Origin of the sequence: Streptomyces sp. NPDC127114 (assembly GCF_042677525.1) — a bacterium.
Classification (GTDB): Bacteria; Actinomycetota; Actinomycetes; order Streptomycetales; family Streptomycetaceae; genus Streptomyces.
Window position 1 is genome coordinate 113216 of sequence record NZ_JBHXTJ010000005.1, and the last position, 23752, is coordinate 136967.

The window sequence follows — 23752 nt, forward strand, 5'->3', positions numbered from 1 at the left end:
CATGGTCGTGCGTACGGTCGCCCCCCGCCCCGCCCACCGGAAGTGGTGTTGCCGTGCAGCCGTCCTTCTGCTTGTGCATGATCGTCAAGAACGAGGCCGCGGTGATCGAACGCTGCCTCGCCTCCGTCCGGCACCTCGTCACCACCTGGGTCATCTCCGACACCGGGTCCACCGACGGCACCCAGGAGCTGATCCGGAGTGCCCTCGCCGGCATTCCCGGCGAGCTGGTGGAGGAGCCGTGGGTGAACTTCGGCCACAACCGGAGCCTGAACATCGCCCGCGCCCGTGGCCGGGCCGACTACCTGCTCCTCCTCGACGCCGACCACGTGCTGCGCGAGGAGGGGCCGCTGCCCGAACTGACCGCCGACGCGTACATGCTGCGGCACCGCGGCGCGCTGGAGTACCGGATCAAACGCCTGGTCAGAGGCGATCTGCCGTGGCGGTACGAGGGCGTCACGCACGAGTACCTGACCACGGACCGCGACCACGTCCAGCGGAACCTCGACGCGCTCGTCATCGAGGACCACGCCGACGGCGGCTCGCGCCACGACAAGTTCGAGCGCGACGCCCGCCTCCTGAGCGCCGAGCTGGAGCGCGACCCGGCCAACCCCCGTACGGTCTTCTACCTCGCCCAGACCCTGCGGGACACGGGGGGCCGCGCGAAGGAGGCGGCAGCCCTCTACGAGCGGCGCGCGGCCATGGGCGGCTGGGGCGAGGAGGTCTACTACTCCCTGCTCCAGGCGGGGATCCTCGCTGCGGAGGCCGGCGACTGGCCCACCGCACAGGACACCCTCGTACGGGCCTGGGAGTCACGTCCGCAGCGCCTGGAAGCCTGTTACGAGCTGGCCGCGCGGCTGCGCAAGCTGAACCGCCACCACGCCGCCCACGCGATCGTCTCGGCCGTCCTCGACCGGCCGCAGCCCGTCGACGACGTGCTGTTCCTCCAGCCGTGGGTGTACCGCTGGGGGCTGCTGTTCGAGTACTCGATCACCGCGTACTGGGTGGGCGACCACGAGGCCTCGCTCGCCGCCTGCGACCGGCTGCTCGGCCTCCCGGACCTGCCCCCGGCCTACCGCGAGCAGACCCGCGCCAACCGCGAGTTCGCCGTGGCGAAACTCGCCGCGTCCCCCACTTCCGCCACCCCTCCGTCCCCCACTTCCGCCGCCCCTCCGGCCCCGGCTCCCGCCCTCGCGTCGGCCCCGGCTCCCGCCTTCCCGTCGGCTACCTCCCTCACGTCGGCCCCGGCTCCCGCCCTCGCGTCGGCTTCCGCTCCAGCGCCCGCTTCCGGCCCTGCGCCTGTTTCCGCTCCTGCACCCGTCGGCGCCCCCGCTTCCGCCCCGGCCGCCGCTCCTGCTCCTCCCTCTGCTCCTCCCTCTGCGCCTGCATCTGCCCCTGCCTCCGCTCCCATGTCCGCCACCCCCGCGTGAGGAACCGCTGATGGGAACTCCTGCCTCCGTACGGGACCACGCTCCCGAACCCGCTGGCCTCGCCGCCCCCGCCGGCCTCGCCGCCGACCCGGCCGGGGCCGCGGCCGAGGGGGGCCATCGCCGGCTGTTCGGCAGTGCGTGGCTGTGGCCAGGCCTCCTGGCCCTCGTCCTCGGGCTGTACGGGGCGGGTGGCCCGCAGCTGTGGGAGGACGAGCTCAACACCTGGGACATGGCCACCCGTTCGACCGGCCGGCTGCTCGAGACGATCCAGCACGTCGACGCCGTCCTGGCCACGTACTACCTCCTCCTGCACGGCTGGACCGGCCTCTTCGGCGACTCCGACCTCGCCCTGCGACTGCCCTCCGTGCTGGCGACCGCCGGAGCGGCGGTCTGTACGGCGCTGATCGGGGCGCGGCTGGCCGGGCGCCGGGCGGGCCGTGTCGCGGGGCTGCTGTTCGCCCTGACGCCGGTGGTGTTGCGGTACGCGCAGGAGGCCAGGCCGTACGCCCTCGTCGTCCTCGCGGTCGCCCTCGCCACGCTGCTCCTGCTCCGGGCCCTCGACCGTCCCGACAGCGTGCCGCGCTGGGCCGCGTACGCCCTGGCCACGACGGCGGTCGGGCTGCTGCACCTGGTGGCGCTGACCGCCCTGGCCGGGCACCTCGTGGCGGCGGTCGCCAAGGGGCGTTCCGTCCTCCTGCGGTTCGGTCTCGCCGCCCTCGCGGGCGTGGCCGCGTCGGTGCCGGTCCTGGTCCTGGGCCGCGCACAGGCCGGGCGCCAGATCTCCTGGATCCCGCGGCCCGACCTGGAGGGCCTGGCCGCGTTCTGGCCCCAGCTGTTCGGCTCCGCGCTGGTCGCGGGCGCGGTCATGGCCCTGGCTGCCCTGGCCTGGGCGGGGCGGGACGGCCGCACGGGCGGAGAGGGCGCGGGCGGAAGCGGCGTGAGCGGAGAGGGCGTGGGCGGATCGGGCGTGACCGGGTCGGGCCTGAGCGGATCGATTGTGGGCGGGCCCGGCGTGGGTGACGGTGGCGCCGGTCCGGGTGCCATGACCGGCCGGGCCTGGCTGCTCGCGATGACCGCCTCGGCCGTGGCGCCCCCGCTGATCCTGTGGACGGTCTCGCACGGAGACGTGTCGTACTTCTACTTCCGCTATCTGCTGTTCACCCTGCCCGCGTGGGCCGTCCTGGCCGGGGCCGCGCTGCGGACCGTACGCCCCCGGGCCGTCGTCGCCGTGCTGCTGGCCGGTCTCGCGCTGCTCACGCTGCCCGAGCAGCGGGCGCTGCGCGAACCGTACGCGCACTTCTGGCACGGTGTGGACTACCGCGGGGCCGCCGCCACCATCGAGAAGTACCACCGCCCCGGGGACGCCGTGGTCTACGACCGCGGTGACGACTACTGGCGCCTCCTGGACGCCGGCGTACGCCACTACCTGCCGGACGAACTGCGCCCGCGCGACGTGTTCCTGGCCCGGTCGGCGGCCGACCGCGCGGACCTGTGGGCGACGGAGTGCCCGGCCCCGGCGCGCTGCCTGCGCGGCGAGCCGCGCATCTGGCTGGTCGTCCCGGCAGGCGACGCGGACCCGCTGACGGCCCTCCCGCCCGCCCAGGCCCGCGCCCTGCGCGCCCACTACACGGCGACCGGTACCGAACGGCTCACAGGGGTGACGGTCGCGCTGCTGGTCCGCAAGGACGCGGGTGCCAGGAGGAGGTAGCGGCAAGGCGGGGCAGGGGCGGGCCGACAAAGGGGCGCCCCGGGGGGCAGGGCCGTCAGCGCACCCGGGAGCGGGACTCCATCGCGTCGCGGGCGGCGCGCTCCTCCTCGTACACCTCGCACATGTGACGGCCGTCGGGCGTCGCCGTGTGCTCGACCTCCCAGAGGCTCAGTTCGCTGCCGTCCAGGAGCAGGAACTGGTGCTCGTAGAGGGTGAAGCCGGCGTCCCGGCCGCCCTCCACGGGGCAGTGCCGCCCGAAGGCCTGCGTGATGTGGTGAGCGAACGCGAGCCGCAGCCGCCGGGCGGTGGCCTCGCCCGGCCGGTCCGCGTTCTCCGCGCGGCGCAGCACCCGCCGCGCGTGGTCCGCCGAGTTGTCCGGCACGTACATCCGCGGCTGGACCGGTATCGGGCGGGCGAGGAGGGCGCTCAGCACCTCCAGGTCGTCGTCCTCGTCGGAGGGCGTGCCGTCGGCCCGCTCCACGGTCCAGCCCAGCGAGGGTCCGGCGGGCAGCCGGGAGGCGGCGAGCCGGGCCTCGGCCTCCTCCAGGTACAGCTCGTGCTGCTCCGCGCCGTCCCGGCCGGAGTTGTGGACCAGCTCCCAGAGGCTCGGCGCGGTGCCGTCCGGCAGCAGGTACGTGTGACGGTAGGTGGTGCGGTGCAGCGACGCGCTGTGGTGCGAGGAGTACAGCGCCGTGGAGTGGGCGAGGGCCGACTCCAGCCGCTCGATCGTGGAGTCGGGCAGGTCGAAGGAGTTGAGCGCCCGGCCGAGAAGTCGCTCAAGATGGGTCTCGGTCGTCTCGTACGGATCGTGAGAATGATCCTGCGGATCGTTCAAGAGGGTCTCCAGGCCGTCGCCGCATGTCACTTGGTGCTTGCTAAACGTAGTCCCTGGGTCTGACATCGTGTCCGGCGTTCGGGAAAACGAACGGGGGCGCACAACGAGTTCCCGCGCCCCCCTGCATCTTTCGTCAACTCCCTTTGGTATACCGGGAGTCGACGGCGAGGGCTAGCCGTCGTGCGCGTCGCCGTACAGCTCCCGGTACGAGGGGAAGTCCCCGCCCGGCCCTGACACTCCGGCAGCGGGCGCGAGAACTGCCTGGACGATGGCCCGCGTGACCGTGTCGGCGCCCGCCGTCAGGATCTCGTTGAGGGCGAGCGGGCCCGGCGCGGAGGGCAGTTCGCGCGCCCCCGTGGCGAGGGCGAAGACCGTGTCACCGTCGTTCAGAAGATGCACCGGACGGACGGCGCGCGCGATGCCGTCGTGCGCCGTCCCCGCGAGCTTGTGCGCCTGCGCGCGGGTCAGCACCGCGTCCGTCGCCACCACCACGAGGGTGGTGTTCAGCGGCGGCGGCGCGGCCTTCGCCCGCGCCTCGGCGAGCCGCCGCATCGCCGCCGCGTGCACGGCCGGATCGGGATATGCGATCCGCCGGCCTGCGGGCCGGGCGTCGGGCCGGGCGTCGGGCCGGGCGTCGGGCTGGGCGTCGGGCCGGGAGCCGCCGTGGACGCTGCCGAGCGGGCCGAGCGGGCCGAGTTGACCGCCGTCGCCGAGGTCGCCGAAGTAGCCGCCGTACGGCACGCCCGTCTCCGGATCCACCGCCGAACCGACCGCGTTGACCACCACCAGCGCGCCGACCGTGATCCCCGACGCCAGGACGGTGCTCGCCGTCCCCACCCCGCCTTTGAGCCCGCCGACGACGGCTCCCGTGCCCGCGCCGACCGCGCCGGTCTCCACGCGCGCGTGGAGCCCGCTCGCCGCTGCGGCCTCCACCGCAGCCCGGCCCGTCGAGGCGTCCGGCCGGGCCGAGAAGTCGCCGCCCCGGCCGAGGTCGAAGACGCAGGCGGCGGGCACGACCGGCACCACGTGCGCCGGATCGGGCCCCACCCGCACCCCGCGGCCCTGCTCCTCCAGCCAGGCCATCACTCCGCCCGCGGAGTCGAGCCCGTACGCGCTGCCGCCGGTCAGGACGACGGCGTCGATCCGCTGCACCAGGTTGCGCGGGTCCAGCGCGTCCGTCTCCCGCGTGCCCGGGCCGCCGCCCCGCACGTCGACCGCGGCGACCGCCCCGCCCTCCGGGGCCAGGACCACCGTGGTCCCGGACAGCGCCCGCGGCCCGGCCACGCGCGCGTGGCCGACGCGGATCCCGGCCACGTCGGTGATGCCGCCGCGGGGCCCGTGCGCATCGGTCGTGTCGTGCTGGTGTTCGGTCATGCTTCCTGCGTAGCACGAATGACCGCAGGACGGGCCCACCACAGGACGGGCCCACCACAGGACGGGCCCACAACAGGACGGGCCCAGAACAGGACGGGCCCACAGGGCGGACCGGCCCGGAGGCGGTCGGCCGGAGCGACCGGCCCGAGCGACCGGCCCGAGCCGATCAGGTCGGCACTGATCAGATCGGAACTGATCGGGCCGGAGCTGATCGGGTCACGCCGATGGGTCGGAGTCGATCGGGTCGGAGCCGATCCGTTCGGTTCGCCTCGGCTCAGCGCTTCGGGCCCAGGTACGTGCCGCCCGACGCGTCGATCACCGTGCCCGTGATCCAACGGCCGGCCGGAGACGCCAGGAAGCCCACCGGCTCGGCGACGTCCTCCGGCTGCCCCACCCACGGCAGCGCCTGCCCGGCGATCAGCATCTCCTCCAGCTGCGGCATCGCCGCCATCGCGGCCGTGAGCCCGGCCGTCTGCGTGGGGCCGGGGGCAACGGTGTTGACGGTGATCCGGCGGGCGCCGACGACGTTCGCGAGGGTGCGGGTGAACGTTTCCATCGCGCCCTTCGTCATCGCGTACGCCAGCTCGTCGGAGAGGGAGATGCGGGTGACGGCGGAGCCTATGTTGACGATGGCGCCGCCGTCGCGCAGGACCGGCAGGAGCTGCTGCACCAGGAAGTACGGGGCGCGCACGTTGACCGCGAAGAGGCGGTCGAACTGCTCGACGGTCTCCTCATGGAGGTGTCCGCCGGAGGACGTGACGGCCGCGTTGTTGACCAGCACGTCGAGCCCGGTGTCACCGGTGTGGGCGAGCAGTCCCGCCCGTACGCCTTCGACGAGCGCCAGGACGCCTTCGTGTGTGCCGAGCTCGGCCCCCACGGCGAACGCCCGGCCGCCGTCGGCGGTGATCAGGCCGACGGTCTCCTGGGCGGCGGCCCCGTCGGAGCCGTAGTGGACGGCGACGAGCAGCCCGTCCGCGGCCAGCCGCCGGGCGATGCCCCGCCCGATGCCGCGCGAGGCGCCGGTGACGAGAGCGGTGCGAAGGGTGTGCTGCTGCATGATGCGGCCTTCCGGTGGGAGGGGTTCGGTGCCGGGCGATCGCCTCGGCAGGAAGGAGACTGACCGTGCCCGCTGACGGACCGCGCACGAAGCGCTGACGGCGACTGACGACGGGCGAGAAGAGCGCGTCCGGGGCGGGGCGGGCGGCTCGACGCGGGGGGAGTGCCGGGCGCAGGCGGCCGGGGCGCAGCTGGCCTGCGCGCAGAACGCAGGCGAGACGCCGCACCGGCCGGGTTGGTGGGGGCCGCCAGGCCTCTTCGGTCAGACCTGGCGGTCGGGCAGTCAGCAGGTCGGGCAGCCCGGCACACCTCGCGCGATGGCAAGTCCGGGAGACCTGGCGGGTCGGGCGGTCCGGAAGGTCTGGCGGGTCGGGCGTACGGCAGGTCCAGGCGGGACTGCGACGCCGGCGGGACTGACGGTTACGGCCGGCCGCGCAGGCGCGCACGTCCGGCAGGCCGGGCGAGTCTGGCCGGTCTGGCAGCTATGGCCCGTTCGGCAGTGCGGGTAGGCCCGGCCGGTCCGGCAGCTTGGTCCGTCCGGCAGGCCGGGTGTGTCCGGCGCGTCCGGCAGCCGTTGCCCGTCTGGCAGTTCGGCCAGGCCCGGCCGGTCCGGCAGCCGTTGCCCGTCTGGCAGTTCGGCCAGGCCCGGCCGGTCCGGCAGCCGTTGCCCGTCTGGCGGTTCGGCCAGGCCCGGCCGGTCCGGGAGCTATGGCCGGGCCGGTCGCCCTGCAGCTATGGGTGGTCCGGCAGGCCGGGCAGGCCCCGGGCTTGCGGCCAGCCGGGCAGGCCCGGGGTCTGCGGCAGGCCGGGTAGGTCCGGGGTCCGCGGCCGGCCGGGTAGGCCCGGGGTCTGCGGCCGGCCCGGGAGCCCCGCGCGGCGGGCGGTTTCCGCCGCGCGGGTGCGGTCGGCGGCGGCGGAGACGGGATCGCCCGCAGCCTCGTGGACGGCGGCGCGGCGGCAGAGGAGGTCCACGATGTCCTCGGCGACGCCCAGGGACTCGAAGAGGCCGAGGGCCTCGGCGAGCAGCGGCAGCGGTTCGGGGGAGAGGCCCGCGAGCCCTTCCAGGGCCGTGGCCGTGCCCCAGCGGTCGCCGAGGGCGCGGAACCCCGCCAAGGCGGCCGTCAGCGTCCGTTCCGCCGTGTCCTCGTCTCCCCGGGCCAGGGCCAAATGCCCCTGGCCGACCAGGTCGAGGGCGCGCGACCAGGCGTCGTCCGGTACCGGAAGCCGCTCCTCCGGCCCGACAGTCGTCGCCCACAGGAACGCGGTGAAGGGCTGCCGCAGCGGTTCCGTGCGGGCGACGAGCAGGTCCCGGGCGCGTACGAGCCGTTCTGGGGACAGGCCCGGGTACGGCTCGGCGCCCGGGCCGGGTTGTGCTCGGGCGGTCAGCACGCAGAGCGCGTACTCCTCGCCGAGGCCGGCCGACTCGGTCGCGAGACCGGCGTGTTCGACCTCGTCGAGCAGGTCCGCCACCGGCCCGGCCACCTGCCCGCGCAGGCCTCGTAGCCACCAGTAGGGGGTGAGCGCGGCCACCAGCCGCAGCCCGTCCTCCGGGGCCGCGCGGCGCAGGGCGGCGCGCAGGTTCGGGTCCTCGGCGTCGAGGCGGGCGAGCAGGTCGAGCTGGGCGGGGCCGCGCAGTCCGGGGTCGGCGGCGCGAGCGAGGGCCAGGAAGTGGGCGGTGTGCGCGGCGAAGGCGGGGTCGTCGGCGGGCAGCCGCCCGGCCGCGTAGGCCCGGACGGTCTCCAGCATGCGGTAGCGGCCACGGCCGGTCCCGTCCGCGGTCGCCTCCATCAGCGACTTCTCGGTGAGCGACGCCAGGACGTCCGTCGCGTCCGCGAGGTCGGTGCCCCAGACCGCGGCCGCCGCCTCCGCGGTGGCGCCGCCCCGGAAGACGGAGAACCGCGCCGCCGCGAGCCGTTCCTCCTCGTCCAGGAGTTCCCAGCTCCACTCCACCACCGCGGCCAGTGTCCGATGCCGCTCGGGCCCCGTACGGTCACCCCGCGACAGCACCCGAAACCGCCCGTCGGCCCGTTCTCCCCGCCCACCGCCCGGCCGGTCTCCGAGCCCGTCTCCCAGCGGTTCTCCCAACCGTTCTCCCAGCCGGTCGGCGAGGTCGTCGACGGTCAGGGTCCGCAGTCGGGCGGCCGCCAGTTCCAGGGCGAGGGGCAGTCCGTCGAGGGCCGCGCAGATCTCCGGTACGCGCGCGTGCCCCGCGAACCCGGGCCGGGCCGCCGACCCGCGCCGTACGAACAACTCCTCCGCCGCACCCGGCGCGAGCGCGGCCAGTGGCAGCAGCGACTCGCCCGTGATGCCCAGCGCCTCACGGCCGGTCGCGAGGACCCGCAACTCCGGGCAGCGAGCGAGCAGCTCCCGTACGAGCAGGGCCGTCTCGGCCACGACGTGCTCGCAGTTGTCGACGACGAGCAGCAGGGGCCGGTCCGCGACGGCTCGTACGAGCGCGTCCTCGGCCGCGTCCCGCACGCCGAGCGCCCGCGCGAACGCCGCGGCCGTCTCACCCGGCCCGACGGCACCCAGGTCCACGAAAACGGCCTCGCTGCCCGCGCATTCCACCGCGAGCCGGGTCTTCCCCGCGCCGCCGGGGCCGACCAGCGTGACCAGCCGCGCGGACGACAGCAGCGCGCCGAGCTGCTCGCGCTCGGGCTCCCGCCCCACGAAATCGGTGAGAGGCACGGGCGGCCGGACGGGGTGAGGAACCGGAACCGGAGCGGGAGCGGGACCGTCCATGAAGCCACTTGGATGGGGGCTTCCGTGGGGCCCGGGCACGCCGGTGCCGGTGTCGCCGCCGCTGCCGGTGTCGCTGAGGGCGTGGGCGCCGCGGGGGGCGCCGCCGCGGGTGCGGGTGCCGGTGCCTGGCAGGTCAGGGGCAGGACCACTGCGGCTGCCACGCAGGCCAGGTGCAGCACCAGCGGCGCTGGCGTCCGGCATGCCAGGGTTGAGACCGGCGCTGGTCCCTGGCAGGCCACGGGCAGGCCCGGCGCTGGTGCCTGCCAAACCACGGGCAGGCCCGGCGCTGGTGCCGCACAGCCCAGCAGCAAGCGAACCGCTGCCGTTGCCGCTGTCCGCCGGCCGAGGGCCGCCCAGCGGCCGGGCGGACGCCTCGCCGCGGAGGACCGCCAGGTGGGCCGACGCCAGCTCCTCCGACGGATCCGCGCCCAGTTCGTCCGCGAGCGCCCCGCGCACCTCCTCGTACACGCCGAGCGCCTCGGCCTGTCGCCCGGCACCGGCCAGCGCCCGCATCTGGAGGGCCCGGAGCCGTTCCCGCAGCGGTTGCGCGGCCGCGGCCTCCGCCAAGTCCCGTACGAGCGGGGCGGGATCCCCGCCCACAGCGAGGCGCGCGGCCGCCCATTCCTCCAGCGCGTCGAGGCGCAGTGCGTCGAGCCGGGCGACCTGGGCGGCGGCGTACGGAGCGTCCCGTACATCCGCGAGGGCGGGGCCGCGCCACAGCCCGAGCGCCTCGCGGAGCAGTTCCTCCGCCCCTACGGCGTCCCCGTAGGAACGGAGGCGCGTGCCCTCCCGCGCCAGCCGCGCGAACCGCGACGCGTCGACGTCGTCGGCCTCGACGCCGGTGAGGCGGTAGCCCGCGGCCGAGTGCTCCACCGCCACCCCGTCCGGCAGGCCCGCCCGGCGCAGCCGGGAGACCTGCGACTGGAGGGCGTTCGCGGCGCCGGCCGGCGGCTCCTCCCCGTACAGGCCGTCGACGAGCCGCTCGGCCGGGACCACCCGCCCCGCGTCGAGCAGCAGCAGCGCGAGCAGCGCCCGCACCCGGGGGCCGCCGGAGGCGGGCGCGCCGTCGACGGTGAGCGGACCGAGCAGCCGGAAGATCATGCGAGGCATTCTGGCCCAGGGCCTGTCCGGCCCTGATCCGCCGGGCAGGCCCTACGGGACCCGCCGCCCGGTCGTTCTGGTGGCCGGGTTGGTGGCCGTGAGCGTCACTCCCACCGCCACCGTCGCCGCCGCCACGAGCCCGGCGGCGAACACCGCCCAGTGCCCGGCGAAGGAGCACATCAGGATCGCGAGGGCGGACACCGGGAGCACCGCCTGCTGGGCGAAGCCGACCTTGAAGTAGCGGGCGTGCAGCAGCCACACGCAGAGCAGGAAGACGGCCGCCGGGATGGTCACGGCGGAGGACGCGGCGAGGGTGGTGATGTGCGCCTTGCCGACGGCCTGCTCGACCGCGATCTCGATGCCCGCGCCGATCGCGGCGGCGGAGGCGAAGATCAGGTAGTGGCCGTAGCCCCAGAGGAAGCCCTGCCGGTTGGAGGCGAGCCGGTCGTGGGCGGGGACGACGAAGTAGATCCACCAGGCGGCGAAGACGATGAGGAGCCCGCCGGCGGCGATCGGCAGCACCTCGCCGAGCGCGTCGTTCTCCGTCACGCCCGACTTCACGGCGACCGTCGCCGCCGCGATGGTCTCGCCGAGCACGATGATGGTGAACAGGCCGTAGCGCTCGGCGATGTGGTGCGGGTGCCACTGCGTCGTGACGTCCTTCTCCGCGTACATCGGTACGGCCATCTCGGCGACCGCCATGACCAGGAACACCCACGGTCGCGCGCCCTCCGAAACCAACAGCAGCGCTGTCCAGCCGACCTGACAGGCCACCACGCCGCCCGCGTAGCGTCGGCACATCGTCCGCTCGCCGGGGTCGGTGGCGTGGTGCGCGGCGCGCAGCCACTGCGAGGAGAGCGCGAGGCGCATCACGACGTACCCGATGTACACGACGAGGAAGTCGTGGTCGTCGAACGCGCGCGAGACACCGGCGGCGAGGATCAGCACGCCGGCGATCTGGACGAGCGTCACGACCCGGTACAGCACGTCGTCGTTGTCGTACGCCGAGGCGAACCACGTGAAGTTCATCCAGGCCCACCAGATGGCCCAGAACACCATGGCGTAGTTGAGGATCCCGGACCCGGCGTGCCCCTCCGCGACGGCGTGCACGAGCTCCGCACCGGCCTGGGCGACGGCGACGACGAAACAGAGGTCGAAGAACAGCTCGAGCGGGGTGGCGGCCCGGTGCGCCTCGTCACGCGACCGGGCGGTGAGCGGAAGAAAGGGTTGCGTCATGCCCCACAGAACAGCACGCCCTCACGCACCCACGGCAACACGACACCACAAGCCCACCGCACCCTGCTTCCCGGTTCGAGGACGGCGGTACGGGCGAGGCGTACGCCGTGGCCTCGACGTGCTCTCGCTGAGGCCTCGCCGTGGTCCGAGTCGTGGTCCGCGACGCCGCCCAGGAGGTCCGTAGGGCCCGGGCCTGACGGGACCTACGCCCGCCGACTCCGGCGACGATCGGCTCTCCCGTACCCCTGGTGCGCGAGCGGAGCCTGGAAGGGCAAGAGCCCCTCGAAACGTCAGGGAATCGCCATGAGTTCCGTAGTCCAGGACAGCAGAACGACGGGCGGGCCGTCACCCGCCTCGTACGACGCGGAGCAGTACAGGCCCGGCAAGCCGATCACGGACTGGGAGCCGGAGAACGAGCTCTTCTGGAAGTCCATCGGCAGCAAGGTCGCGAACCGCAACCTGTGGATCGCCGTACCGGCGCTTCTCGTGGCGTTCGTCGTCTGGCAGGTGTGGTCGGTCACGGCGACGAACCTGAAGGACGTCGGCTTCGCCTTCTCCACCTCCCAGCTGTTCTGGCTGACGGCCATACCCGGTCTGACCGGCGGCACGGCCCGGATCTTCTACACCTTCCTCGGCCCGATGATCGGACAGCGGCGCTTCACCGCCCTGTCGACGCTGGTGCTGATCGTGCCGCTGATCTGGCTGGGCATCGCGATCCAGGACCCGTCGACCCCGTACGGGGTGATGGTCGGCATCGCCGCGCTGTGCGGCATCGGCGGCGCGAACTTCGCCTCCTCCCTGGCGAATATCGGTTTCTTCTTCCCGAAGGCGAGGAAGGGCAGCGCCACCGGCATCAACGGCGGCCTCGGCAACCTGGGCGTCTCCGCCGTCCAGCTGCTGACCCCGATCGTCATCACCTGGTCGACGATCGCCATCGGCTCCGCCCAGCACAAGGCCGACGGCACCCCCGTCTACCTGCAGAACGCGGCCTTCATCTGGGTGCCGGTGCTGCTGGTCCTGGCCGCCGTCGCCTGGTTCGGGCAGAACGACCTGAAGGTCGCGTCGACGCCGTTCAGCCGGCAGAAGGTGATCTTCAAGCGCAAGCACAACTGGCTGATGACCTGGCTGTACGTCGGCACCTTCGGTTCCTTCATCGGCTTCGCCGCGGCCCTGCCGATGCTGATCAAGACGACGTTCCCGGACTACTCCGTCGCCACCTACGCCTGGATGGGGCCGGCGGTCGGCGCCCTCGCCCGGTGGGCGGGCGGCTGGATCGCCGACAAGTGGGGCGGTGCGCGGGTCACGATCCTGTCCTTCGTCGGCATGGCGGCCGCCATCGTGGGAGTGATCAACTTCCTTCCTTCGGGCAGTGACAGCGGTTCCTTCTACGGCTTCTTCTTCTGCTTCCTCGCGGCGTTCTTCTTCTCCGGCATCGGCAACGGGTCGACCTTCCGCCAGATCCCGGTGATCTTCCGCGGCACCCATCTGAAGGGCCTGACCGAGGGAACTCCGGAATACGCCCGGGCCCTGAAGCAGGCGGAAATGGAGTCCGGCGCCGTCACCGGCTTCACCTCCGCCATCGCGGCCTACGGCTTCTTCTTCATCCCTGCCCTCTTCGGGTCGATCGCCGTGACCAGCGCGATGTGGGGTTTCGTCGCCTTCTATCTGAGCTGTGTGCTCGTGACCTGGTGGTTCTACGCCCGCAAGGGCGCCGAGGCCCCCAGCTGACCGCCCCGGCCGACCGGCCCACCCGGCTGCTTTCTCGAGAATCCCGAAAGGCCCCGCTCCGGCGGGGTCTTTCCGCATGTCCGGAAAGGGACCAACGGCCATCGACTGGTGACCATTGCCGCCCCTTTTGATCGATCAGACGAAGTGCAATGGAAGCAAGCAAGCATGCAATGGAAGCAAGCAACAGGCTTTCGAGCGATCGAGAAGGCGGTGCGGGCAGTGACTGCGACCCCTGCTGAAGCAACGGTGAACGACGGAGCCTGGAAGGGCTTCAAGGGCGGCCTGTGGCGCGACGCCATCGACGTACGCGACTTCATACAGCAGAACTACACCCCGTACGAGGGCGACGACTCCTTCCTCGCCGGTCCTACCGAGCGGACCGCCGCCGTGTGGAAGGCCATCACGGACAGGTTCCCCGAGGAGCGCGCCAAGGGCGTCTACGACGTCGCGTACGACATCCCCTCCACCATCACCGCCCACGCCCCCGGCTGGATCGACCGCGACAAGGACCTGATCGTCGGCCTCCAGACGGACGCCCCGCTGAAGCGCGCGATCATGCCGTACGGCGGCTGGCGCATGGTCGCCGGCGCCCTGGAGACCTACGGCTACCCGGTCTCGGCGGAGCTCGAGAAGATCTTCACCGACTACCGCAAGACCCACAACGCCGGCGTCTTCGACGCCTACACCCCCGAGATCCGCGCCGCCCGCAAGGCCGGCGTCGTCACCGGACTCCCCGACGCCTACGGGCGCGGCCGCATCATCGGCGACTACCGCCGCGTCGCCCTCTACGGCGTCGACCGCCTCGTCGAGCTGAAGAAGGAGGAGAAGGAGGAGCTGAACACCCTCCCCGCCGGGAACCGTTCCGTGGAGGAGACCATCCGGCTCCGCGAGGAGCTCGCTGAGCAGATCCGCGCCCTCGGCGAGCTGAAGGCGATGGCCGCCTCGTACGGGTACGACATCTCGGGCCCGGCCACCACCGGCCGCGAGGCCGTCCAGTGGCTGTACTTCGCCTATCTCGCCGCCGTGAAGGAGCAGAACGGCGCCGCGATGTCGCTGGGCCGCACCTCCACCTTCATCGACGTCTATCTCCAGCGCGACATCGAGTCCGGTCTCCTCACCGAGGAGCAGGCCCAGGAACTCGTCGACGACTTCGTCATCAAGCTGCGTATCGTCCGCTTCCTCCGTACCCCCGAGTACGACGAGCTGTTCTCCGGCGACCCGACGTGGGTCACCGAGTCCATCGCCGGCATGGGCGAGGACGGCCGTCCGCTGGTCACCAGGACCTCCTTCCGTTACCTCCAGACCCTGTACAACCTCGGTCCGGCCCCCGAGCCGAACATGACCGTCTTCTGGTCACCGCATCTCCCCCAGGGCTTCAAGGAGTTCTGCGCCAAGGTCTCGATCGACACCTCCTCCGTGCAGTACGAGTCGGACGAGCTGATGCGGCCCCGCTTCGGCGACGACACCGCCATCGCCTGCTGCGTCTCCGCGATGCCCGTCGGCAAGCAGATGCAGTACTTCGGCGCCCGCGTGAACCTCGCGAAGACCCTCCTCTACGCGATCAACGGCGGTCGCGACGAGAGGTCCGGCGCCCAGGTCGGCCCCGACACCGGCGCCGTCGCCTCCGACGTCCTCGACTACGACGAGGTGATGCGCAAGTTCGACGAGCAGATGGAGTGGCTGGCGAACGTCTACGTCCACGCGCTGAACGTCATCCACTACATGCACGACAAGTACGCCTACGAGCGCATCGAGATGGCGCTCCACGACCGCGACGTGCGCCGCACCATGGCCTGCGGCATCGCCGGCCTCTCGGTCGCCGCCGACTCGCTGGCCGCCATCAAGTACGCCAGGGTCACCGCCCTGCGCGACGAGACCGGTCTGGCCACCGACTTCGAGATCGAGGGCGACTTCCCGGCGTACGGCAACAACGACGACCGTGCCGACGAGATCGCGGTGTGGCTGGTCGAGGAGTTCATGAAGAAGGTGCGCAAGCACCCGACCTACCGCAACGCCGAACACACGCAGTCCGTCCTGACCATCACCTCCAACGTCGTCTACGGAAAGAAGACCGGCAACACTCCCGACGGCCGTCGGGCCGGAGAGCCGTTCTCCCCGGGCGCCAACCCGATGAACGGCCGCGACACCCACGGTTACGTCGCCTCGGCCCTGTCGGTCGCCAAGCTCCCGTACGAGGACGCCGAGGACGGCATCTCGCTGACCAGCACCGTCACCCCGGACGGCCTCGGCCGCACCCCCCAGGAGCGGATCAGGAACCTCGCCGATGTCCTAGACGGCTACATGGCCGGCGACGGCTTCCACATGAACGTCAACGTCCTGAACCGGGACATGCTCCTCGACGCGATGGAGCACCCCGAGAACTACCCGCAGCTCACCATCCGGGTCTCCGGATACGCGGTGAACTTCGTCCGCCTCACCCGCGACCAGCAGCTCGACGTCCTGAACCGCACCTTCCACGGCTCCCTGTAGCCCACCCGACGGGCCGGCCCTCACCGGCCGGCCCGACCGCCCCGCCCCGTACCGGTCGCGACCCGCGCGGCTCCGGCACCCCGCCGTCGACCCTCACCCGGACCCCGGAGCCTCGCGAGAAGCCCCGACCACGTCCCCGACCCTTTCCGTCACCTCTCCTCCCGCTCGTCTCGCTCCTTCCTCCCCTCGTTCTCGCTCCTCTCTCCTTCCGGACAGGAGGCCCTGCCATGGCCGCACTCCTCGGCTCGGACATCCCGACCCTTCCCGCCACCCCGGCCGCCGCGGCGACCCAGCGGCCTTCGGAGGGCTCTGTGCACTCCTGGGACCTGTCCACCGGTGTCGACGGCCCCGGCACCCGCTTCGTCACCTTCCTCTCCGGCTGCCCGCTGACCTGCCTGTACTGCCACAACCCCGACACGTGGCGGATGCGGAACGGCAAGCGGACCTCCGCCGACGACGTGATCGCCGAAGCGGGCAAGTACACCCGCTTCATCTCCGCCTCGGGCGGCGGGGCCACCGTCTCGGGCGGCGAACCCCTGCTGCAGCCCGTGTTCACCGGCGAGCTGCTGCACCGCCTGAAGCACGAGCTCGGTCTGCACACCGCCCTCGACACCTCGGGCTTCCTCGGCGCCCGGGCCACGGACGCCCTGCTGCGCGACACCGACCTGGTCCTTCTCGACATCAAGTCCTGGGACCCGGACACGTACAAGAAGGTGACCGGCCGGCCGCTGCAGCCGACCCTGGACTTCGCCCGCCGCCTCGCCGACCTCGGCCAGGAGGTCCACGTCCGCTACGTCCTCGTCCCTGGCCTCACCGACGACCCCGCCGACGTGGAGGGAGTCGCCGCCTTTGCCGGTGGCCTCGGCAATGTCTCCCGCGTGGACATCCTCCCCTTCCACAAACTCGGTGAAGCAAAGTGGCGAGCACTCGCCAAGCCGTTCACCCTGCACGACACCCCGTCGCCGACTCCGGAGCAGGTCGCGGCGGCCAGGAAGATCTTCCGGTCTCACGGTCTGTACGCCGTTTGAGCGCCGCCCGGCCCGGCACTCACCCACCGGCGCCGCAAAACGGGCATACGCGGATGAACACTTCTATCGTGGCCGCGTGATCGAGCCACCGCAGGCCCCTCCCGAGCCACCGCAGGCCCCCGTCGAGCCGCCGCCCGCCCCGACCGAGCGGGCGCCGCAGACCCCCGCCCAGGTGCGCCGCCGTGCCACCCTCGCCGGTGTCACCGTCTCCGTGCTGCTGATCCTCGCGATCGTCTTCGGCAGCCGGCTGCTGCGCGATTTCGACTCGGCCCTCCTTACGTACGCGGTGGCGACCGTCTTCCTCGCCTTCGGCGTCGCCTACCGCTACACCGTGTGGGTGTCCGCGCCGGGCGCCCGCCGCCTGTTCAAGCAGGGCTGGCGCGCCTTCTTCTCGGCCGAGAACTTCCGCAGGGCGCCCACCGCCCTACCCCGGATGATCGCCACCTACCTCGGCTTCCAGAAGTTCCTCGGCGCCCGCTCGCATGCCCGCTGGGCCGCCCACCAGCTGATCTTCTGGGGCTGCGTCCTCGCAGCCCTCATCACCTTTCCGCTCACCTGGGGCTGGTTCACCTTCACCTCCTCCACCGGCTCGGGCCCCGGCTACGAGATGCGGATCTGGGGCTTCAAGGTCCTCGGCTTCGACTCGCTGAACATCGTCGGCTGGCTGATGTTCCACGGCCTCGACATCGCCGCCGTCCTCGTCATCCCCGGCGCCTGCTACTTCCTGTGGCGGCGGATGAAGGACCGCGGAGCCATCACCGGCCAGCGCTTCGCCTACGACCTGGTCCCGCTGATCGCGCTGATCGTCATCTCCGTCACCGGCCTGCTGCTCACCTTCTCCTCGATCTTCCTGCACGGCGGTGGCTACGAGTTCCTGGCGATCCTGCACATGGTGTCGGTGGTCTTCACCCTCATCTACATCCCGTTCGGGAAGTTCTTCCACATCGTCCAGCGGCCCGCCGCCGTCGGCATGCAGCTGTTCAAATACACCTCCCGTCGCAAGGCCGGCGACGCCGACCCGGCCACGGCGGGAGCCGCCGCCGCGACGGGTGCCGCCGCCGCGACGGGCGCCGCCGCCGTGACGGGCGCCGTGGCCGCCGCGGACGGCTCCGACCCCGGCCTCCTCCCGTGCCGACGCTGCGGCCGGCCCATCGACACCGCCCCCTACGTCCAGAACCTCCGGGGCACCATGCGCGACCTCCGCCTCGGCTTCGACGAGTGGACCGAGTACTGCCCCCGCTGCAAGCGGGTCCTCCGGGGCAACGCCTACCTCAGCCACGTCAAGAAAGGCTTCAAGTGACGCACGCGCACGCCGGGCAGCAGCTGCCTCTTGACCCTTCCGTCGCCCCGCCCGGTACCCGCAACTTCCGTGACGCCGGAGGGATCCCCGCCGACCGCTGGCACGCCGACCAGAACGGCGAGACCCTCGTCCCCACCCACTGCTGCTTCTGCGGCGTGCAGTGCGGCATGTATCTGCGCGTCGATCACGGCGGCAAGGTCTTCGGCGTGGAGCCCCGCAACCACGACATCAACCGGATGCGGCTCTGCCCCAAGGGCATCAACGCCTATCAGCAGGTCAACCACCCGGATCGGCTCACCTCCCCGCTCATGCGCCGCAACCGCGACGAGCCCTTCCGGGAGACGAGCTGGGAGGAAGCGCTCGACTTCACCGTCTCCGAGATCCGCCGCATCCAGACCGAGTACGGCAACGACGCCTTCGGGCTGCTCGGCGGCGCCAGCCTGTTCTCGGAGAAGACGTATCTCGTCGGCAAGTTCGCCCGCGTCGCCCTGAAGACCCGGCACGTCGACTACAACGGCCGGCTGTGCATGGTCTCCGCCGCCGGGGCCAACAAGCTCTCCTTCGGCATCGACCGGGCCGGCAACCCCTTCTCCGACATCCTCCTCACCGACTGCCTCCTCATCGCCGGCTCCAACGTCGGCGAATGCTTCCCCGTGATGACCCAGTACCTCTGGGGAGCCCGGGACCGCGGCGCCACCCTGATCGTCGTCGACCCGCGCCAGACCGCCATCGCCCGCACCGCCGACGTCCACGTCGCACTGAAGCCCGGCACCGACTCCGCCTTCTTCAACGCCGTCCTCCACGTCGTCGTCGCCGAGGGCCTCACCGACGAGGCCTACCTCGCCGCCCACGCCACCGGCTGGGAGGAGGTGAAGAAGACCGTCGCCGACTATCCGCCCTCCCGTTCCGCCCGGATCTGCGGCGTCCCCGAAGAGCAGATCGTCCAGGTCGCCCGCATGTTCGCCGGCGCCGACAAGGCCATGGCCTGGCACGCCCGCGGCGTCGAACACCACTCCCAGGGCGTCGAGAACTGCCTGACGATCATCAACCTGTGCGTCGCCACCGGGAACCTCGGCCGCCCCGGCGCCGGCTACGGCACCATCACCGGCCAGGGCAACGGCCAGGGCGGCCGCGAGCACGGACAGAAGTCCGACCTCCTGCCCGGCGGTCGCTCCATCTCCGACCCCGAACACCGCCGCCAGATCTGCGAGATCTGGGGCATCGACGAATCCGAGCTGCCACCCGCCGGCACCTCCATGATGGAAATGGTCTGGCAGATGCAGCGCCGCGAGATCCGCGGCCTCATCGGCATCTGCAACAACCCCTTCGTCTCGCTCCCCAACTACGCCACGGTGAAGGAGGGCTACGACACCATCGAGTTCCACGCCCAATTCGACTTCTTCCTTTCCGAGACCGCCGCCAACGCGCACGTCGTCTTCCCCGTCACCGTGTGGGCCGAGGACGAGGGCGTCATGGCCAACGCCGAAGCCCGCGTCGTCAAGCACAACAAGGCCCAGGAACCGCCGGCCGGCGTCCGCACCGACACCTGGGTCATGTGCGAGCTCGCCAAGCGCCTCGGCGTCGGCGACAAGTTCGCCTTCCCCGACTCCCGCGCCGTCTTCGAGGAGCTGCGCATCGCGTCGGCCGGAACGGTCAACGACTACTACGGCATCACCTACGAGCGGCTCGAGGCGACCGGCGGCATCGCCTGGCCCTGCCCCTCCACCGACCATCCCGGCACGCCCCGCCTCTTCGAGGACGGCCGGACCTACCACGCCGATGGCAAGATCCACATGCAGGTCGTCGAATGGCACCCGCCCATGGACCCGTACAGCGAGGAGTACCCCCTCTCCCTCACCACCGGCCGCACCGTCGCCCACTTCCTCTCCGGCAACCAGACCCGACGCCTGGGCGCCCTCGTCGAGCAGACCCCCCGCCCCTGGGTCGAGGTCCACCCCTCCCACGGCTTCCGCAACGGCGACCCGGTCCGCGTCGTCACCCGCCGCGGCAGCGAGGTCTTCCCCGCACTGGTCACCGAGGCGATCCGCCCCGACACCGTCTTCGTCCCCTACCACTGGCCCGTGCCCACCGCCGCCAACGCGCTGACCATCGACGCCCTCGACCCCCGCTCCAAGATCCCCGAGTACAAGGTCTGTGCCGCCCGCATCGAGGCCGCCGAACGGATCGACGAGGTCCCCGCGCCGCCCACCGGACCCGGCCAGGTCGCCTATCCGGAGACGCAGATCTCCCGCGACGACCCCCTGCCGCCCACGTCCCCACAGGGCCGTGGCACCTCGGAGAGGAGCTGACACCGCACATGATGGGCCGCACGATCTTCATCGACCCCGGCCGCTGCATCGGCTGCCAGGCCTGCGTCTCCGCCTGCCGCGAATGCGACTCGCACCGCGGCAAGTCGATGATCCACCTCGACTACCCCGACGAGGGGTACTCCGTCGCCTCCCTTCCCACCGTGTGCATGCACTGCGAGGACCCCGTCGCCCCCTGCGCCGAGGTCTGCCCCGCCGACGCGATCCTGGTGACCGCCGACGGCGTGGTGCAGCAGGCCGACACCACCCGCTGCATCGGCTGCGCCAACTGCGTCAACGCCTGCCCCTTCGGTGTCCCGAAGATCGACCTCCAGGCGAAGCTGCAGATGAAGTGCAACCTCTGCTACGACCGCACCGCCTACGGCCTCGCCCCCATGTGCGCCACCGTCTGCCCCACCGGCGCCCTCTTCTACGGGACCCTCGACGAACTCCGTGCCGAACGCCCCGGCGTCCAGGTCGCCGACTCCTTCACCTTCGGGTCCACCACCATCTCCACCGGAGTGGCGATGGTCGTCCCCGCCGACAAAGTCCAGTGGCCGGTCCCCGGCGGTCTGCCCATCGTCGAAGTCAACGGAGTGGATGTCCGATGAGCCTCACCGCACAGCCCCCGGACGGCGCCGGCGCGGCAACCGACCCTGCCGACCCGGCCGACGGGGACCGGCCGGCCGACGCCGCCCAGGCAGCCCTCCGCGACCGGATCGCCGCCGACTCGCTGACCACCCGCCGCGACTACCTGCGGATCGTCGCCACCGTCTCCGGCGGCCTCGCCGTCGGCGGCATCGGCGTCGCCTCCGGCATCCTGCACCGGCACGGCGACAGCGACGACGGAGCACCCGAGCCGAAGAAGATCGCCGATCAGCTTCTGCCCGGCGACTCGATCGCCTTCCGCTACCCCGACGAGGAGGACCGCGCGGTCGCCATCCGCCTCCAGGACGGCACCCTCGCCGGCTACTCCGCCGTCTGCACACACCTGGCCTGCGCCGTCCTGTGGCGCAGCGACCGGGGGAGCGAGGGCGAGCTGTACTGCCCCTGCCACGAGGGCGTCTTCGACGCCCGCACCGGAGAGGTCACCGCCGGCCCGCCGCCCCGCGCCCTGCCGAAGGTGCTCCTGGTCGAGGAGGCGGACGGCAGCGTCTGGGCCGTGGGCACCACCCGCTCCGGCGAGAGCGTCCAGGAAGGCCTGTGCCGCCAGCTCGGCGAGGACCGGCCCGACCTCGCCGAACGCCTCGGCTGTCCCGGCACCGGCGGCAGTGCCGCGGAGAGGACCCGAAGGACATGACCGACACGCCGTTCCCCAAGGACCCGGGCGCCCCAGGCGGCTCCGCCGAGATGCCGGAGACCCTGCCGCCCCGTCCCCTCTACACCCCCGGCAGTGCCCAGCCGCGCCTCAACCGCCCGGTCCACGAGCGCTACCCGCAGATCCGTCCCACCAGCGGCTACGGCGACCCCCGTATCCGCCACACCGGGCCCGGCCCGGGCGCCGGCACCGAGCAGGAACCCGAGCGCTCCTCCAAGCTGTCGGCCCGCCTCGCCCTCGCCCTGACCGTGGTCATCGGCCAACTCTGGGGGCTGACCATCGTGGTCGACGAGTGGATGGCCGGCGACACCGGGACCGCCTGGTGGGGCGCGGGATTCCTCGTCCTGTCGTTCCTCGTCGTCCTCGGCCTGTGGCTGCTCGACCCGAAGGACCGCTGAGCGGAATCCCGCTGATCAGCCGGCGCATCGAAGGGGTACGGGGCGGTGATCCCGGCGTACCCTGAAGACATGAGCACCGCCCCCGCCCACGGCCCGCGAGCAGCGAAGCAGTCCGACACCGTCCCCGAACCCGAACACAGGCCGGCACTGATCTTCGACGATCCACTGGACCAGCAGTCCGCGGACGATACGGACCGCGGGTGGGGCGAGCGGCCTCCGGCCGGCGGCAGCGCCGCCGACCTCGCGCGCTTCCTCGACGAGAAGCCGCCGCACCATCTCTGACGCCGACGCGAGCCGCCGGTCAGGAGGTGGAGTGCGCCCCGCTGCCGCCGCTGGGCGCTGACGCCACGCCCGTGTTGTTCACGACCGGACCGCGCTGGGAGACCAGGTGGTCCCGGATCTCCTTCAGCACCTCCAGCTCGCTGACCTCCAGGGTCTCCTGGACGCCTTCCTTCGCCTTCTCGTGCGCAGCGCGCTTCGCGAGGATCTTCGCCATGGGCAGGACCATCAGGAAGTAGACGACGGCCGCCGTGATGAGGAAGCTCAGGACGGCACTGAGGACGAGACCCCACTGGATCTGGATGCCCTGCATCTCGCCGTTCACGACCCGGCACGGGTCCTTGAGGCAGGACGCGTAGCCTTCGAGGTCCTTCGTGCCGAAAGCACCCACGAGCGGGTTGATGATGCCCTTGACAACCGAGTTCACGATGTTGGTGAACGCGGCACCGATGACGACCGCCACCGCCAGGTCGATCACGTTCCCGCGCATCAGGAAGGCCTTGAAGCCTCCCAGCAAGCTTTCCTTCTTCTCGGCCACCGAGGTGCCTTTCGTCGCGTGTGCTGCACTGTGCGGAGCCATTACGCCGTGACTGGCGCGAAGGCGTCCAATCCGTACACACGGGACGGTTACTTGACAGACCGTCAGTACGAATCAGCACAGCGTCACCGCCAGTTGGGACGTCATGCTCGCCCCGGCGAGAACCGTCGCCGTCGACCGTGGAACGGACAGGACGACCAGGGCCCCACCGTCCGAACGAGTCTCACCCGGCTTCGGCACTTCGGCCACCCGGGCGCCCGAGGCCACCACCCGGGCCTCGCCGCCCTCGCCCGTCGGTGAGTTGGCCGCGGCGATCACGTCCACGCGGTCACCGGGCCTGAGCAGCCGCACGGTCGCCGCGTCGGCGATCCGCACCGGGGCCGACACCAGCGGCACCGCGACCGGCCGATGCGCCTTGCGCGCCGGCGGCGGAGGCGGCTGCGGGGCCGGGTCGTCGGCTCCGGCGACGCCGGCCGCCGCGAGCGCGGCGGCCGTCATCGCGAGGACCGTGGCGGGCGCCCGCCGCCTGCGACGCAGGGCCCGGCGCAGCCGCAGCCTCGCGCCGCGCACGCGCAGAGGATCGAAGAGGGGAACACCGCAGGGCGCCGGCACCGAGGTGCGGGTATGGGGAAGGCAGGAGTCCGTGCGGCTCGAGTCCGTGGTCATCGCGCAACCGCCTGTCGTGACGTGGCCGTTCACCGGACCGTCCGGCGAACCGCGACCACCGTCCCGCACCCGACGCGATCCCGCTCGGGCCTGTGGACAACCAGGCGATTGTGGATAACTTCCTCACCCCCGCGAGCGATTGCCGGGGTGGGGCGGGGTCGGGGACGCTTGAGTCAGTCTGGTCCTCGCGGGCGGCCGATCCTCACCCGGCCCCGACCCCCC

Annotated in this window: 18 protein-coding genes; 11 read left to right on the plus strand and 7 right to left on the minus strand. The window is 72.3% G+C overall.

Annotated elements, in window-relative coordinates; genetic code table 11:
* Positions 1-77: 77 nt before the first annotated feature.
* Positions 78-1427 (plus strand): glycosyltransferase, encoded by a 1350-nt coding sequence (locus ACFVGS_RS07415; protein WP_385691350.1) that lies wholly within the window; start codon positions 78-80, stop codon positions 1425-1427.
* A gap of 10 nt (positions 1428-1437) precedes the next feature.
* Positions 1438-3135 (plus strand): glycosyltransferase family 39 protein, encoded by a 1698-nt coding sequence (locus ACFVGS_RS07420; RefSeq protein WP_385691352.1) that lies wholly within the window; start codon positions 1438-1440, stop codon positions 3133-3135.
* Positions 3136-3190: 55 nt separating this feature from the next.
* Here ACFVGS_RS07420 and ACFVGS_RS07425 read toward each other — a convergent pair whose 3' ends face one another.
* The 5 genes from ACFVGS_RS07425 to ACFVGS_RS07445 all read right to left on the minus strand — a co-directional run bounded on the left by ACFVGS_RS07425 (position 3191) and on the right by ACFVGS_RS07445 (position 11479).
* Entirely contained in the window at positions 3191-3970 is a 780-nt protein-coding gene (locus tag ACFVGS_RS07425; RefSeq protein ID WP_384415743.1) for a DUF6227 family protein, read from the minus strand.
* Positions 3971-4141: 171 nt separating this feature from the next.
* Complete coding sequence (locus ACFVGS_RS07430; protein WP_385691355.1) at positions 4142-5344, minus strand: P1 family peptidase; 1203 nt, start codon at positions 5342-5344, stop codon at positions 4142-4144.
* Between the two features lie 274 nt (positions 5345-5618).
* A complete protein-coding gene (locus ACFVGS_RS07435) occupies positions 5619-6401 on the minus strand; it encodes an SDR family oxidoreductase (RefSeq protein WP_385691357.1) in 783 nt (260 codons plus the stop codon).
* A 731-nt stretch (positions 6402-7132) separates the two neighbouring features.
* Positions 7133-10243 carry a BTAD domain-containing putative transcriptional regulator gene (locus ACFVGS_RS07440; RefSeq protein ID WP_385691360.1) on the minus strand — a complete coding sequence of 1037 codons (3111 nt, stop codon included), beginning with the start codon at positions 10241-10243 and terminating at the stop codon, positions 7133-7135.
* A 51-nt stretch (positions 10244-10294) separates the two neighbouring features.
* Positions 10295-11479, minus strand: coding sequence for a low temperature requirement protein A (locus tag ACFVGS_RS07445; RefSeq protein ID WP_385691363.1), 1185 nt, complete (start codon positions 11477-11479; stop codon positions 10295-10297).
* Positions 11480-11782: 303 nt separating this feature from the next.
* Here ACFVGS_RS07445 and ACFVGS_RS07450 point away from each other — a divergent pair, with 303 nt between their 5' ends.
* The 9 genes from ACFVGS_RS07450 to ACFVGS_RS07490 all read left to right on the plus strand — a co-directional run bounded on the left by ACFVGS_RS07450 (position 11783) and on the right by ACFVGS_RS07490 (position 22329).
* The gene (locus tag ACFVGS_RS07450) at positions 11783-13207 is read left to right on the plus strand and encodes an MFS transporter (protein WP_384415757.1); all 1425 of its coding nucleotides are present in this window, start codon (positions 11783-11785) and stop codon (positions 13205-13207) included.
* Between the two features lie 165 nt (positions 13208-13372).
* Entirely contained in the window at positions 13373-15697 is a 2325-nt protein-coding gene (gene pflB / locus ACFVGS_RS07455; RefSeq protein WP_385691365.1) for a formate C-acetyltransferase, read from the plus strand.
* Between the two features lie 227 nt (positions 15698-15924).
* Entirely contained in the window at positions 15925-16725 is an 801-nt protein-coding gene (gene pflA / locus ACFVGS_RS07460) for a pyruvate formate-lyase-activating protein (RefSeq protein WP_384415762.1), read from the plus strand.
* A 76-nt stretch (positions 16726-16801) separates the two neighbouring features.
* A complete protein-coding gene (locus ACFVGS_RS07465) occupies positions 16802-18025 on the plus strand; it encodes an MFS transporter (RefSeq protein WP_385691368.1) in 1224 nt (407 codons plus the stop codon).
* A complete protein-coding gene (locus ACFVGS_RS07470; protein ID WP_384415768.1) occupies positions 18022-20334 on the plus strand; it encodes a molybdopterin oxidoreductase family protein in 2313 nt (770 codons plus the stop codon). The genes ACFVGS_RS07465 and ACFVGS_RS07470 overlap by 4 nt, the downstream gene beginning before the upstream one ends.
* An 8-nt stretch (positions 20335-20342) precedes the next feature.
* Entirely contained in the window at positions 20343-20942 is a 600-nt protein-coding gene (locus ACFVGS_RS07475) for a 4Fe-4S dicluster domain-containing protein (RefSeq protein ID WP_384415770.1), read from the plus strand.
* The gene (locus ACFVGS_RS07480) at positions 20939-21631 is read left to right on the plus strand and encodes a Rieske (2Fe-2S) protein (RefSeq protein WP_385691370.1); all 693 of its coding nucleotides are present in this window, start codon (positions 20939-20941) and stop codon (positions 21629-21631) included. Before ACFVGS_RS07475 ends, ACFVGS_RS07480 begins: the two co-directional genes overlap by 4 nt.
* Positions 21628-22047, plus strand: coding sequence for a hypothetical protein (locus ACFVGS_RS07485; RefSeq protein WP_384415775.1), 420 nt, complete (start codon positions 21628-21630; stop codon positions 22045-22047). Before ACFVGS_RS07480 ends, ACFVGS_RS07485 begins: the two co-directional genes overlap by 4 nt.
* A 69-nt stretch (positions 22048-22116) precedes the next feature.
* Positions 22117-22329, plus strand: a complete 213-nt coding sequence (locus tag ACFVGS_RS07490; RefSeq protein WP_384415778.1) for a hypothetical protein — start codon at positions 22117-22119, stop codon at positions 22327-22329.
* Positions 22330-22348: 19 nt separating this feature from the next.
* Here ACFVGS_RS07490 and mscL read toward each other — a convergent pair whose 3' ends face one another.
* Entirely contained in the window at positions 22349-22864 is a 516-nt protein-coding gene (gene mscL, locus ACFVGS_RS07495; RefSeq protein ID WP_384415781.1) for a large conductance mechanosensitive channel protein MscL, read from the minus strand.
* Positions 22865-22978: 114 nt separating this feature from the next.
* Positions 22979-23434 carry a hypothetical protein gene (locus ACFVGS_RS07500; protein WP_385691375.1) on the minus strand — a complete coding sequence of 152 codons (456 nt, stop codon included), beginning with the start codon at positions 23432-23434 and terminating at the stop codon, positions 22979-22981.
* Positions 23435-23752: the final 318 nt, after the last annotated feature.